At 62.6% G+C, this 13,617-nt stretch carries 12 protein-coding genes and 1 riboswitch; of the genes, 6 read left to right on the top strand and 6 right to left on the bottom strand.

Annotation, left to right across the window (positions count from 1 at the left end; translation table 11 throughout):
• Window positions 1-121 precede the first annotated feature (121 nt).
• Entirely contained in the window at window positions 122-1,636 is a 1,515-nt protein-coding gene (locus ASD03_RS16320; protein ID WP_057214310.1) for a diguanylate cyclase, read from the top strand.
• Window positions 1,637-1,640: 4 nt separating this feature from the next.
• Here ASD03_RS16320 and ASD03_RS16325 read toward each other — a convergent pair whose 3' ends face one another.
• On the bottom strand, window positions 1,641-2,312 hold the full coding sequence (locus ASD03_RS16325) for an XRE family transcriptional regulator (protein ID WP_057214313.1): 672 nt from the start codon (window positions 2,310-2,312) through the stop codon (window positions 1,641-1,643).
• 111 nt (window positions 2,313-2,423) lie between these two features.
• Between ASD03_RS16325 and ASD03_RS16330 the strand changes: the two genes are divergently transcribed.
• A complete protein-coding gene (locus ASD03_RS16330) occupies window positions 2,424-2,912 on the top strand; it encodes a 2,4'-dihydroxyacetophenone dioxygenase family protein (RefSeq protein WP_025427224.1) in 489 nt (162 codons plus the stop codon).
• Window positions 2,913-2,924: 12 nt separating this feature from the next.
• Window positions 2,925-3,890, top strand: a complete 966-nt coding sequence (locus ASD03_RS16335) for a quinone oxidoreductase (RefSeq protein WP_025427223.1) — start codon at window positions 2,925-2,927, stop codon at window positions 3,888-3,890.
• 34 nt (window positions 3,891-3,924) lie between these two features.
• Here ASD03_RS16335 and ASD03_RS16340 read toward each other — a convergent pair whose 3' ends face one another.
• Window positions 3,925-4,950, bottom strand: a complete 1,026-nt coding sequence (locus tag ASD03_RS16340; RefSeq protein WP_025427222.1) for a LacI family DNA-binding transcriptional regulator — start codon at window positions 4,948-4,950, stop codon at window positions 3,925-3,927.
• 100 nt (window positions 4,951-5,050) lie between these two features.
• Between ASD03_RS16340 and ASD03_RS16345 the strand changes: the two genes are divergently transcribed.
• The 3 genes from ASD03_RS16345 (at window position 5,051) to bluB (ending at window position 8,280) form a co-directional block, all read left to right on the top strand.
• Window positions 5,051-6,244 (top strand): phytanoyl-CoA dioxygenase family protein, encoded by a 1,194-nt coding sequence (locus tag ASD03_RS16345; RefSeq protein ID WP_057208695.1) that lies wholly within the window; start codon window positions 5,051-5,053, stop codon window positions 6,242-6,244.
• Window positions 6,245-6,335: 91 nt separating this feature from the next.
• The gene (locus ASD03_RS16350) at window positions 6,336-7,157 is read left to right on the top strand and encodes an SDR family oxidoreductase (RefSeq protein WP_025427220.1); all 822 of its coding nucleotides are present in this window, start codon (window positions 6,336-6,338) and stop codon (window positions 7,155-7,157) included.
• Window positions 7,158-7,234: 77 nt separating this feature from the next.
• Window positions 7,235-7,444, top strand: a riboswitch (cobalamin riboswitch).
• Between the two features lie 44 nt (window positions 7,445-7,488).
• Window positions 7,489-8,280, top strand: a complete 792-nt coding sequence (gene bluB, locus ASD03_RS16355; protein WP_057214315.1) for a 5,6-dimethylbenzimidazole synthase — start codon at window positions 7,489-7,491, stop codon at window positions 8,278-8,280.
• Here bluB and ASD03_RS16360 read toward each other — a convergent pair.
• The 4 genes from ASD03_RS16360 to ASD03_RS16375 all read right to left on the bottom strand — a co-directional run bounded on the left by ASD03_RS16360 (window position 8,189) and on the right by ASD03_RS16375 (window position 13,472).
• On the bottom strand, window positions 8,189-9,259 hold the full coding sequence (locus ASD03_RS16360) for a DUF2865 domain-containing protein (protein ID WP_025427218.1): 1,071 nt from the start codon (window positions 9,257-9,259) through the stop codon (window positions 8,189-8,191). The genes bluB and ASD03_RS16360 overlap by 92 nt on opposite strands.
• 187 nt (window positions 9,260-9,446) lie before the next feature.
• Window positions 9,447-10,091 carry an acyl-homoserine-lactone synthase gene (locus ASD03_RS16365; protein ID WP_025427217.1) on the bottom strand — a complete coding sequence of 215 codons (645 nt, stop codon included), beginning with the start codon at window positions 10,089-10,091 and terminating at the stop codon, window positions 9,447-9,449.
• A gap of 154 nt (window positions 10,092-10,245) precedes the next feature.
• Window positions 10,246-10,983 carry a LuxR family transcriptional regulator gene (locus ASD03_RS16370; protein ID WP_025427216.1) on the bottom strand — a complete coding sequence of 246 codons (738 nt, stop codon included), beginning with the start codon at window positions 10,981-10,983 and terminating at the stop codon, window positions 10,246-10,248.
• 176 nt (window positions 10,984-11,159) lie between these two features.
• Window positions 11,160-13,472: an NADP-dependent malic enzyme gene (locus ASD03_RS16375; RefSeq protein WP_025427215.1), complete on the bottom strand. Its 2,313-nt coding sequence runs from the start codon at window positions 13,470-13,472 to the stop codon at window positions 11,160-11,162.
• Window positions 13,473-13,617: the final 145 nt, after the last annotated feature.

Raw genomic sequence — 13,617 nt, forward strand, 5'->3', positions numbered from 1 at the left:
AGTCTTTAAGGCTTTCAAATACCAGCTTGCTTAAACTAAATTTCTGCTTTGATCTTTAGGGTGGCGTCTGACCGGTGCCACCCCTCGCCTTTGACGGCTGGTCCGGTGAGGGGGCGCTGGCGTGATCGAGCAAAAGTTTCGGCAACCGAAGCGCAACAGGGCGGTGTGGGCGATCCATGCGGCCTGTACCCTGGTCGCGATCCTGACGATCGCCAGCCTCATCTTCGTTCTCAACCGCTCCGTCGTCGAGGCCGATCGCTTCGGTCTTTCGGCGGAACGCCGGCTGGTGGCAAACGAATTGCGGCACCAGATGGAAGCCGCCGTCCAGTTTCAGGCCCAGGTTTCCTTCTGGAATGCGACCTATGCGGAACTTGCGGCCGGACGGCTGAGCGATACCTTTGTGGCCCCGGAATTGGCGGGTTGGCTGTGGGAGGACTACGGCTTTTCCTGGCTGATCGTCAGCGATGCCGACGGGCATGTCTCGACCGCGGTGAAGGATGGGCTGGTCGTGCCGGCGGAGGCGGCCGATGCCCCGCTTCACGACGTCGAAGATCTGCTCGACGAAGCCCGACGCCGCTACGACAACGCGTTGAGAAACAACAACGGCACCTATACGCTCGATATCCCCCAGCCTGATCGGCAATCGGTCACGCCGATCGTGCCCGGCATTCATGCCGTGGATATGCGCCAGATCGAGGGCCAGATGAGCATAGCCGTCGTTCAGGCCGTCATCCCGGAAACGCTGCAGCTGCCGGCCGAACGCCGCAAGCCGGTGTTCATGGTTTCGGTTCGCCCGCTGACGGCGCGGTCGCTGCGCGAAATCGAGGCAAAGCTTGGCGTAACCGGCCTCGCTTTCGTGCCATTGTCACAGCGGCCGGCCGACGGCGTGCACGTCTCCGCCGGTCGCTGCGCTGATGTCTCATGCCTTGTCGTCGCCTGGACGCCCAAATCGCCCGGCGGCTTCGTCCGCGCGGAAATCCTGCCGAGCGTCATCGTCATCGCGATCGCGGCTACCCTGCTGATGGCGTTTGTGGCCCTCAGGTTCTCCTCCGTCTTTTCCGCCCTGCAGCAGAGCGAGGCGCGAAACCGCCACATGGCGAAACACGATCGTCTCACCGGGCTGCTCAATCGCAGCGGCTTCGACGAAGTGCTCGCTGCGGCCCTGCTCGACGTCAAAAAACGTCCATTCGCGCTGATCTTTGCCGATCTCGACGAGTTCAAGGCCGTCAACGATGAGCACGGCCATGCGGCGGGTGACGCAGTCTTGGTGACGATGGCCGAACGTTACCGCCTGCGGGTTGGTGCGCGCGGAACTGTTGCCCGCCTTGGCGGCGATGAATTTGCCGTCATCCTGCGGTCAACCGGCAAGGATGCGTCCGAACTTGCCACCGGTCTCGTCAACGATGCGCAGACGCCAATCGAGTTCGAGGGGCAGGTGCTGCGTATCGGCGGTAGCATTGGTGTGGCCTTTGCGCCGAGGCATGGCCGTACTGCTCGGTCGTTGCTGGCTGTAGCCGACGAGGCGCTCTATCTGGCCAAGCGACGGGGACGCAACCGCGTCCAGACGGCCGACGACCTTTCGACGGAAAACAACGATGCGCCGGACGATGAGGCTGACAGGCGCCATACCGGCTGAGCTGTCAGGCCGACGCCGTTCCATCGGCATGGCCATCGTCTGAACGGCTGAAGCGCCCGCCAAGCGGAGCGGTCACCCACAACAGCCGGGCATCGTTGTCGCTGGTCGATATGCAGGCGTGGCCAAGGCGCGCATCGAAGTAGACGGCGTCGCCGGATTTCAGCACGGCTGGCGCGTAGTGTTCGGTGTAGAGCGTGATATCGCCTTCGAGAACATACATGAAGTCCTCGTCGTCATGCCGGTCCCAATCCGGGAACTGGTCGAGCGATCGTGCTCTGACCAGAACCTCCACCGCCATGAAGGCGGTGTTGCGGACCTCTTCCATCAACAGCCGCAGACCATAGTTCGGCGTTTCGTGGCGGGTACCATCGTCCTGTCGGGTGATGCTGCGCCGACCGGCAGGCGGGCTTGCCTCGCCGGAGGCGAGAAAACTCAGGAGGTCGAGCGAGAATCCAGCTGCCAACTTCTGCATGGCGTGGAACGTCGGTGACATCTCGTTGCGCTCAATCTTCGACAGGGCCGAACGCGACAGGCCGATATGCTGGCTCGCCTCTTCTAGTGTCCAGTCGCGCGCGATTCTGAGCTCCTTGACCCTTGCACCGAGTTCGGCCGGACGCTCCTCAGTCGTGCGCAATCTCTGTTCGGCGGGGCGGCGGGTGATGGTCAGCTTCGGCATGGCGTCTCCTCGCGCAACAGATAGAGGCAAAATCGACGATTCTCAATTCTGTTGACGAAATCCACTATAGTAGATAATTCCCAATTGTTGAAGTTAACGGGAGGATGGACTGTGATCAACATTGCCGAAAGCAGATATGGAGTAGACGAGCTGCTCGTTGCCGATGCGGAGGCCGACGAGCGGCGATGGCTGCCATTTGGCGACAGTGCCTTTTCCTTGCCCTTGCTGTTTGACGTGCGCGGCGGGAGCTGGGTCAGCCTCTTCAAGGCGAAGGGAGCCGGCACGATCGAGCGGCATCGCCATTCCAATCCGGTTACCGGTTGGACGCTCGAGGGCACTTGGGGGTATCGTGAGCGCGACTGGATAGCACGACGCGGCACCTTCATCTTCGAGCCGGCGGGAGACATTCATACGCTCTACGTGCATCCGGAGGCCGGGCATATGAAGGCGCTGTTCCATGTGTTCGGCCCCCTGGTCTATCTCGACGAGGACGGCAACGCCGAAGGGTATGACGATGTGCTCGTCAGGCTCGATCGGTATGCGGCACACTGTAAGTCCGTCGGGCTCGGCGACGAATTCGTCCGTACGCTCATCCGATAGGGGGAAGTGATCATGCATGCATTGGTGTTCGACTCGTTCGGTGGGCCCGAGGTGCTGAGCTACCGCGAGGTTGCCGACCCGGCCGTGCCGCCCGGCCACATCCAGCTCGCCATGCGGGCGATCGGGCTGAACTTCGCCGATATCTACCGGCGCAAGGGCAATTATGTGCTCGCCGGCAAGGCACCCTTTATTGCCGGCTATGAAGGGGCCGGTGAGGTCATCGCGGTCGGTGAAGGCGTTGAAGGCATCGCCCTCGGCGACAGGATAGGGTTTGCCGACGTGCCGTTTGCCAATGCAACGCGGGTGACCGTGCCTTTGGAGCGGGCGATTCCGCTTCCTGTTGATATCGGCTTCGAGGCGGCGGCAGCGCTCCTGCTGCAGGGGCTGACGGCGCAGTATCTGGTTGAGGACAGCTATAGCGTCCGGGCCGGTGACACGGTTCTTGTCCAGGCGGCAGGCGGTGGCGTTGGGCAATTGCTGATCCGGCTCGCCATCGCGCGGGGCGCAAGCGTCATCGCCATGGCCTCGACGCTGGAAAAGCAGGCCCTTGCCAAGGCCGCCGGTGCTGCCCATGCGCTCGGATATGACGAGGGCTGGCCGGACAAGGTGCGCACCTTGAGCGCCGGTGGGGTCAATGTCGCCTATGATTCGGTCGGCATAACCTTGCTCGACAGTCTCTCGGCGGTGCGCTCGCGCGGCACGCTGGTGACATTCGGCATGGCGGGTGGGCCGGCGCCGCTGGTCGATCCGCGCTATCTCATGGAAAATTCGAAAACCGTCGTTGGCGGCGATCTCTGGGATTTTCTGACAGACCGGCAGCAACGGCTAAGCCGGGCAGAGCGTCTGTTCCAGGCCCTGCGCGCTGGTATCATCGAACGTCCGCGCATCGAGACCTTCGCACTGTCGGACGGTGCGGCAGCCCATGCGCGGCTCGAAGACCGCAGCTTTTCCGGAAAGATCGTGCTTTTGCCGGAGTGAGAGACCGGCCCCGTGTCGTCGCGGGGCCCGCCTTTCAAATGATGGGCACGTTGTAGGGTGTAATCACCTCGACGGCCGACAGTCGGCTTCCGCCCAGCTTTTGCCCGGCGCCGCTCCGTCGTGCGAGAATAGCGCGAAAAGTCATGCGGGCGTCGCTGCGCAAGTCATGATGCAGGACGAAATGGATCCGGCGTTGGCGCAGCAGCGCCAGATTGTCCTGGTCGAGGTCATGAGCGATGAACAGGCTGCAGTCGCGGCCGAGGCGCTCGAAGGCGGCCAGCACGGCGCGGTTGCCGCCGCCGATCGAATAGGCGGCATTGATGTCGGCGTCTGTCGCAAGCGCTCTTGCTGCAAGAACACCGGTTTCGGCGTCCTTGCCGTAGCCTTCGCTGATCTCGACGATGCGGATCGCCGGATAGTGCTCGCGGAGCACCCGGCGAAAGCCGATTTCGCGTTCCTCCTCGCCACGAAAACGGCTGCTCGAAATCGTCACGAGCACGGTTGCTGCCTGCCCGGCGAACCGTTCGCCCACGAGATAGGCCGCCGTCTCGCCGGCCGCGCGGTTGTCGGCCCCGGCATAGGCGGTGCGCGCCGAGTTCGGCAGATCGGTGACAAGCGCGACGACCGCAATTCCCGCCTGTTCGAGGCGGGCGACGGCGCCAACGATTTCGGGCACATCAGGTGCCTTCAACACGACGCCGTCGGTCCCACGCAGGCGGACGCGGTCGAGCAGCTGCGCGATGTCGTGCGGCCGCATGATCTCGGCAAAATGGAACCGGCAGCGAAACGTGGTCGGCATGAAGGTCGGCGCCTCGGTTTCGAACGCCTGCCTGACCGCCTCGGTGAAGCGCTCCGGCGCCTCCATCACGATATCGATCGCGCGCTTCTGGCCTTGCATCTCCGATCCCGATTGCTGCTTCTCCAGCTCGCGGATGGCGGCTCGCACGCGGGCTGCCGTCTGCCGGCGCACGCCGGGACGTTCATTCAGGACGCGGTCGACGGTCGCGGTGCTGAGTCCCGCCTGAAAGGCGATATCCTTGACCAGAAACGGATGTGCCAACGACGAACTCTCCTGATGGTTTTTTGATGGATTCCTGCTCTATATCACGATCTCACGCCGCCTATAGTCGGGACATCGAAAGTTTCTGAGGAGGAACGAGATGAAGACCGACAACAGGGCGCGCCAGCGCCTCGACCGTGTGTGGCTGAGCGAGGATGCCTGCGACATCGAGGCGTTCCGTGCGGAGGTGGAGCGGCAGACGAACCTTGCTGATTATCCACACGCGCTCGCCTGCGAGAAAAATGTGCTGATCTATGACAGCGCCAGCCTGGTTGCCGCCTGCGCCACGACCGAGGGGCGCCGCGCTGCCCTGGCCGAAATCTGCGAGGTGCTGGCAACCGGGCCCGGGGTGGCGGTGTTCAAGCACGCCTATGCCGACACATCAGTCATCGATGCGGCCAGCGGCATCTTTGACGCCATCATCGACGAGCAACACCGCACCAACAGTGGCGGCGGCGACCACTTTGCCAAGCCCGGCGCTAACGACAGGATCTGGAATTCGCTCGAAAAACACTGCCTGAAAAGCCCTGAGAACTTTGCCGCCTATTACGCCAACGCCATCATCGCGCTCGTCAGCGAAGCCTGGCTTGGTCCGAACTACCAGCTGACGGCGCAGGTCAATCGCGTCAATCCCGGCGGCGCGTCGCAGGCGGCCCATCGCGACTATCATCTGGGATTCCAGACCTCTGATGTCATCGAGCAGTATCCTGTTCATGTGCACAGGCTGTCGCCGGTGCTGACGTTGCAAGGTGCCGTTGCCCATTGCGACATGCCGATCGAGAGCGGTCCAACGCTTTTCCTTCCCTATAGCCAGACCTACGTGCCCGGCTATCTCGCGTTGAAACGTCCGGAGTTCCGGGCCTATTTCGACCAGCATCACGTGCAGCTGCCGTTGGAAAAGGGCGATGTCGTCTTCTTCAACCCGGCTCTCTTCCATGCGGCCGGCAGCAATCATTCGACTGATATCAAGCGCGTCGCCAACCTGCTCCAGGTCTCCTCGGCCTTCGGGAGGGCGATGGAGACCGTCGATCGCGCCAGGATGAGTGCAGCCCTCTACCCGGCGCTGACCGCACTCGTGGCATCCGGCACGCTTTCGGCCGATGAGGCGGCCAATGCGATTGCGTCCTGTGCCGAGGGCTATTCCTTCCCGACCAATCTCGATCGCGATCCGCCGCTGGGCGGTCTCGCGCCGAAGACCCAGGCGCAACTGATGCATGAGGCGCTGGCAGGCAGGTGGAGCGATGCGGATTTCAGAAGCGCGCTTGGCGAGCAGGCACAGCGCAAGCTGAGCTGAACGGCAGAATCGATCTTTCCGGTCCCCGGCGTTCTGCGGCGGGGGCCGGTCGCCCTGTTTTCATCTCACTTTCAATTCTGGGAGGACTTTCATGACCGAGCAATATGGCCGTCTCGACGGCAAGATCGCCATCGTCACCGGCGGGACGCAGGGGCTGGGCGCAACGATCGCCAACCTGTTTGCGGAACGTGGGGCTAAAGGTGTCGTCATCTGTGGACGCAACGTTGCCAAGGGCGAAGCGAAGGCCGAGCAGATCCGCAAGGCAACCGGCGCGCAGGTACTTTATGTCGAGGCAGACCTCGAAAAGGTCGAGGACGCGCGCAAGGTCGTCAGCGCCTGCGACGCCACATTCGGGCGCGTCGATGCGCTGGTCAATGCGGCGGCGATCACCGATCGCGGCACCATCCTGGACACCAGCCCCGAACTGTTCGACCGGATGTTCGCTGTCAATGTGCGCGCACCGTTCTTCCTGATGCAGGAAGCGGTAAAGCTGATGCGGCGGGAGGGCACGCAGGGCACCATCGTCAATATTGGCTCGATGTCGGCGATGGCCGGTCAGCCGTTTATCGCCGCCTATTGCTCGTCGAAGGGGGCGCTGGAGACGCTGACCAAGAACACCTCCTATGCGCTGCTGCGCAACCGCATTCGCGTCAATGGCCTCAATATCGGCTGGATGGCGTCCGAAGGGGAAGACCGCATCCAGCGCGAATTTCATGGGGCGGCAGACGACTGGCTCGAAAAGGCGGCCGCCAGCCAACCCTTCGGTCGGCTTGTCGACCCCAAGGAAGTCGCGCGTGCCTGCGCCTATCTCTCGTCGGATGAGTCCGGCCTGATGACGGGGTCGGTCATCTGCTTCGACCAGTCGGTGTGGGGCGGCTATGACGGCTCGCCGCATCCGGTCGCGCCGCTCTGACATCTGACGCTGTCGCGAGGCCCTGTGGAGTGACCGGCAAGCGACGCCGGACTTGCTTGTCATTCCCTGTGGGCTGTGCCCTTATGACGCCGTCAGGTGCCCGCAACGCGGGAGAATCGGGAATCCGGTGTTATTCCGGAACGTGCCCAACGCTGTGACGGGGACGACTGCCTCTAGGGATTTTGAGCTTGCTCAAGATCTTGCCACTGGATCTTCATGTGATCTGGGAAGGTGAGGCGGCCGGTTGATCCGAAGTCAGAAGACCGGCCTGGCAAGATAGACCGATATCCGCGCGGACGGCGGAAGGTTGTGCATTGTTGGGGATCGAACGATGCTGACTGACGCTAATGGCGGCCTTGCGGCTGCAGAGGCCTTTTCATCCGACGAGCGCGAAGCCGTCTATCGAGCCATCGAAACGCGCCGGGACGTGCGGGATCAGTTCCTGGCCGAACCCTTGCCTGACGATGTGGTGATGCGCCTGCTCAATGCTGCGCACCGGGCGCCATCGGTGGGTTTCATGCAACCGTGGAATTTCGTCGTGGTCCGGCAGGCCGAAACCCGCGAGCGGGTATGGCAGGCCTTTTCCCGCGCCAACGACGAAGCGGCATTGATGTTCGATGGCGACCGCCAAGCGAAATACCGCTCCCTGAAGCTGGAGGGGATCCGCAAGGCACCCTTGAGCATCTGCGTCACCTGCGACCGCACGCGCGGTGGAGCGGTCGTTCTCGGGCGCACCCATAACCCGCAGATGGATCTCTATTCCACCGTCTGTGCCGTGCAGAACCTCTGGCTTGCGGCGCGCGCCGAAGGCGTTGGTGTCGGCTGGGTCAGTATCTTTCATGAAAATGAGATCAAGGCGATCCTCGGCATTCCCGATCATGTCGTGATCGTCGCCTGGCTTTGCCTCGGATATGTCGATCGCCTTTACCAGGAGCCGGAACTTGCGGTTAAGGGCTGGCGCCAGCGGCTGCCGCTGGAGGAGCTGGTGTTCGAGGAAGGCTGGGGAACCTGCCGAAAGGCAGACGCTGCGATCAGTTGCTCTGAACCGGCTGGTAGCCCGGACCCTTCGGATGGCGAAGGTCGATCGACGTTTCCTCCTGGGGAAGGAACGTCGGCCCGATGACCCGCACCTTGCTCTTGGCGGGATCGTAGGGGCGCTCCTCCGCAGCCGCCTTGGCGGTAGGGGCGGCCGCTTCCTTCTTGCCCTCGATGACGATGATCGACGATTCGCTGTTGCCAGTGTTGCCACTGGAAGCCTTGGGCGTCGTCGCGATCTTTGGAATCTGGCAACCGCAAATGCCCGGCTTGCCGACGCCGCGCGTCCGATAGGCAAAGGCGTTTGGCAGTTCTTTATAGGGGCGTCCCGTCGAGGCGGAGACCATCTGGTCGCTCTCCTCGGTCGCCAGGTCGTGGAAAAATAGTTCTGTTTCGGCACCCGGGCAGCGGGCGCGGCAGGCCTGCTCGTCGCGGGCGAAGTCCACAGGGCTTGCCTCGGACGAGATCGGGAAGAAGGCGCCATCGCAAGTGCGCACGCACATGGTGCGAAGCGTGCCGGAATAGACGCCGCTTTCCGGCGGGTAGGTGCCCATTTCGCCGTCCCGCAGCATTGGTCCGTAGCTTTCGTCCGGCGGCAGATCGCGCAGGATGTTGCGGTACGTTTCCGGCTCGTCCGGGTCGGCGGTCGCAAATTCCTCGCTGCCACCATAGCAACCGTTGATCTCGAGGGCGGCGAGGATGCGCCGGCGCGTATCGTCTCCATCGCCTGACATCAGCTGCTGGCGCTCCGATTTGAGGATGCGCAGATTGTCTTCCATCTCGGCGATCAGACTGTTGATGTCTGTGCAGATATCCGGGTCGCCGCCGTTGAAGACGACGACGCTGCCTGTGCCGCAGCCGGCGCGTCGGCGATCGTTGCGCGCCCGGCGCAATTCGATGTTCTGTCGGGAAATCGCGCTCGCATAATCGCGGGTATCGGCCGTAGTTTCGATGGCGGCGGGCAGTTCGGCGAGCCGAGTGTTCAGGCGGTCGCACACGCTGGAGGCCAGCGCCTGATCGGCAAGAACCAGAAGCAGCGGCAAGGTCGCCGCGGCTAGGGTTTTCATGTTCCGGAACACGGGCGAACGTCCATTCCTGCAACCGCACGGCGCCACCCTTGTTGTCCGGGTTCGGTCGCTGTCGGCACTTCCTGTTTCAGCCCTATCATAAGGCTTGTCGCCGCCGGTGCAACGACAAGCCTCGCATTGCGTTAACAGCTCCGTCCGGTGGGAGGAACGGAAGGAGCGTTAGAGATCAGGCGGCGCGTGCCGTCTCCAGCGACATCGGCCGTTCAAGAACCGTGCCTTCGATCGCCGCTACGGCCTTCATGGCGCTGAGCAGCGACGGCGTCACTTCCCAGGCGACCGCTACGGCATAGACCGAGCCGATCCGGTGCGGGTCAGCGATGCGCTCGCCGGGGCAACCCATGCGGCGGAACATCCGCTCGAGGAAGACATCGGTCACCGTGACGATATGGCTGATGCCGGAGGCCAGCCCGAGTTCGCCGACACCGCACATCAGTTCTGCGGCGGCGACGGTCACCTGGTTGGAGGCGCGGTCCTGAGAAATCTCCGGGTCGATGCAGAAGCGGCTCGATTCCCAGATCGAGGCGCTGCGGATCTCAGGGTTGTCGCCAAGCAGGATCGGGAACGTATCGTCCAGCATGTTGGGGCCGAGCGTCGGCAGCAATCTCAGCGATCCGCGCAGTTTTCCCGTCTCCGGCGAATAGGACAGAATATAGAGCGGATTCGACTTGTCGTAATTGTCGATCTCCCATTCCCCATCGGTCTGCACGTCCCATTTCAGGAAATCGTGGAAGACGCGCTTGCGCAGCTTGAACATCTCGTCGATGGACTGTGGGTGCTGTCCGCGTGTCCTGCCGTTGAGGATCCTGATCATCTTCTTCTCCATCCTTGTTTTGGGGGATGGCGTGATGCTGTCAGTCCTCAGGCAGGGGCGAAACTGTCACTACCGACAGTTCCGGAAACCGTTTTTTCCCACTAAATATAGACGGGTTTTCAGATGAGCGAAGGAGGAGCGTCTTGAGGGTGGGTCAAACCGTCGGGATCAGTGCATGGCGAACGGCCTGGGCCACGGCCTGCGTGTTGGAGACAACATTGAGCTTTCGGCGGGCATTGGTCATGAAGAAACGCACGGTGCGTTCGGAAATGCCGAGAATGGTGGCAATTTCCCAATAGCTCTTGCCGGCCGCCGACCAGGTGAGAACCTCGGTTTCGCGACCTGTGAGGCGCGTATCGCGCGTGTTCAGCCCCCCTGTCATGGCGGCGTTTTCAAGCATGCCGGCATGAAACAGGTTGGCGGCGAGCTGGAAGTCGCGCAAGTGGTTGCGCCGATAGATCGACCACTCCGCGGCCGACATATTGACGTTGATGGCCAGCAAGGCGGTGCGGCCGGCCGGCGAGGGCAGCGGCAGGGCGACGCCTTCACTGGAAAGGCCGATCTCTTCGGCCGTCTTGAACAATGGCTCGCATTCGGGAAAGCGGTGGCGCGCCGTCGTCCATTCGACAGGCCTGACGCCACCGAGCGCCAGCTTGAGGATCGGGTCGATACGGTAGAGCTCCCGCGTCAGATAAAGCTCGGCCGCGTAGGCACCGAACGTGTGGTGCAACCGGCAGATCTTGAGCTCGTCGGCATAGGGCTCAGCTTCAAGATATAGGAGATGAGCGATGCGAAAGGTACGGCGCATCAACGTAAAGAAATGGGCCGGCTCGACACAGCCTCCGCATTCCAGAATTTCCAGCATGTCGAGGACAGCCTGTTGTTCAGTCATGCCACAACACCGATTTTTGCGCTAAACCCCACAATGGTTGGGGGTTCACCTTTTGTCCAGAACCGACAGCCGATTTGCTGTGGATTGTCGACCCTTGCAAACAATGGTTGTTGCCCAGGGTCGCGGCAGCATCACAGGGCCGCCGGGTGCGGCGGCCCTTAAAAACGAGGGCGTCGCTAGCCCGGATGGCTGGCTTCAACGACGGCGAGTGCCGCCATGTTGACGACGCCACGCGAGGTCACGGACGGCGACAGGATGTGCGCCGGCAGTGCTGAGCCGAGCAGGATCGGTCCGACATGCAGGCTGTCCGTCATCGTCTTGACGACGCCAAGCGTGATGTTGGCAGCATCCAGGTTCGGGAAGACCAACAGGTTGGCTTCGCCCGAGAGCGTGCTGTCGGGCATGACGCGCTGACGCAGCACTTCGGAGATGGCCGAATCGCCGTGCATTTCGCCATCGACTTCCAGATCGGGCGCGAGTTCGCGCACAAGCTGAAGCGCCTGGCGCATCTTGGTGGCACTCTCGGAATCGCGCGAGCCGAAGTTCGAATGCGAGACCAGGGCGGCATGTGGCGTGATGCCGAAGCGCCGGATCTCCTGCGCCGCCATGACGGTGGTCTGGGCGATTTCTTCGGCACTCGGGCAGTAGCTGACATAGGTGTCGGTGAAGAACGTGGCGCCACGCTGCGAGATCAGCAGGCTGAGGGCCGAGAAATCGAGCACGCCGTCGCGCTTGCCGATGATCTGCGAGACGTCGCGCAGGTGCTTGCTGTAACGCCCTTCGACACCGCAGATTAGCGCATCGGCTTCGCCGCGCTTGACGGCAAGCGCCCCAATGACGGTGGTGTTGGTGCGGACGATCGTGCGGGCAGCTTCCGGAATGACACCGAGACGGCCGACGAGGGCGAAATAGTCCTCGACGTAGTCGCGGTAGCGCGGGTCGCCCTCGGGGTTGACCACCTCGAAATCGATATCCGGACGAATGCGCAGGCCGTAGCGACGCAGGCGCGTCTCGATGATCTGCGGACGACCGATCAGGATCGGGCGGGCCGTGCCTTCCTCCAGCAGCACCTGGGCGGCGCGCAGCACGCGCTCGTCTTCACCTTCGGCGAAGATCACGCGGTTCTTCTGCGCATTCTTGGCGGCGGCAAAGACCGGCTTCATGATGAAGCCCGAGCGGAAGACGAAGCGGTTCAGCTTGTCGAGATAGGCGTCGTAGTCCTGGATCGGGCGGGTGGCGACGCCGCTTTCCTCGGCAGCCTTGGCAACCGCCGGCGCAATCCGGAGGATCAGGCGTTGGTCGAAGGGCGAGGGGATCAGGTAATCGGGACCGAAGACCGGCGTCTCGCCGGAATAGGCGCGGGCGGCCACGTCGGACGGCTCCTCGCGGGCAAGGCCGGCAATGGCGCGGACCGCCGCCATCTTCATTTCTTCGTTGATCGTGCTTGCGCCGCAGTCGAGCGCACCGCGGAAGATGTGCGGGAAGCAAAGCACGTTGTTGACCTGGTTGGGGAAATCCGAACGGCCGGTGCAGATCATCGCGTCGGGGCGCGCCGCGCGCGCTGCCTCCGGCATGATCTCGGGCGTGGGGTTGGCGAGCGCCATGATCAGTGGCTTTTCGGCCATCTGCACCAGCAGTTCCGGTTTCAGGACTCCAGCGGCGGAAAGACCGAGGAAAACGTCGGCGCCGCCGATACTGTCGGCTAATACCCGGTTGTCGCTTTCCTGCGCGTATACGGACTTCCATTCGTCCATCAGCACTTCGCGGCCCTTGTAGACGAGGCCTTCGAGGTCGTGCACCCAGATGTTTTCGGTCTTGGCGCCAAGCGTGACCAGCAGATTGAGACAGGCGAGCGCTGCGGCACCTGCACCCGAGGTAACGATCTTGGCCTTGGCGATGTCCTTGCCGGCCAGTTCCAGACCGTTGAGGATTGCGGCCGCAACGATGATCGCGGTGCCATGCTGGTCGTCATGGAAGACGGGGATCTGCATCTTTTCGCGCAACTGGCGCTCGACCTCGAAGCATTCCGGCGCCTTGATATCTTCGAGGTTGATGCCGCCGAAGGTCGGCTCGAGCGCCGAGATGACATCGACCATACGCTCGATGCTCGCCGCGTCGATCTCGATGTCGAAGACGTCGATGCCGGCAAATTTCTTGAACAGGACGGCCTTGCCTTCCATGACCGGCTTGGAGGCAAGCGGACCGATATTGCCGAGGCCGAGAACGGCCGTGCCGTTGGAAATGACCGCGACAAGGTTGGCGCGTGCCGTGTAGTCGGCAGCCGTTTCAGGATTGTCGCGGATGGCGATGCAGGGCGCAGCCACACCGGGCGAATAGGCGAGCGCGAGATCGCGCTGGTTGCCGAGCGGCTTGGTGGGCTGAATTTCGAGCTTCCCAGGGCGAGGGTAACGGTGGAAGAAAAGGGCCTGCTGGTCGATGTCGCCGCTGACCGGACCTGTCTGGGATTTCGTTTTGTCGCCCGTGCTCATAGTCTGCATTCCTCTTTTTTGGACGTGGCCTTGTGGCATGAATTGCGAACCGCGTACAGTTTTTGCGCGGTTCTTTTAAGCCGGTGCGACGAAGCGGCCGGCGTCCGTGTCATCTTCCTGAAACACGAGTCTGGTTTTGACGGGC

Source organism: Ensifer sp. Root127 (assembly GCF_001425225.1).
Lineage (GTDB): Bacteria > Pseudomonadota > Alphaproteobacteria > Rhizobiales > Rhizobiaceae > Ensifer > Ensifer canadensis.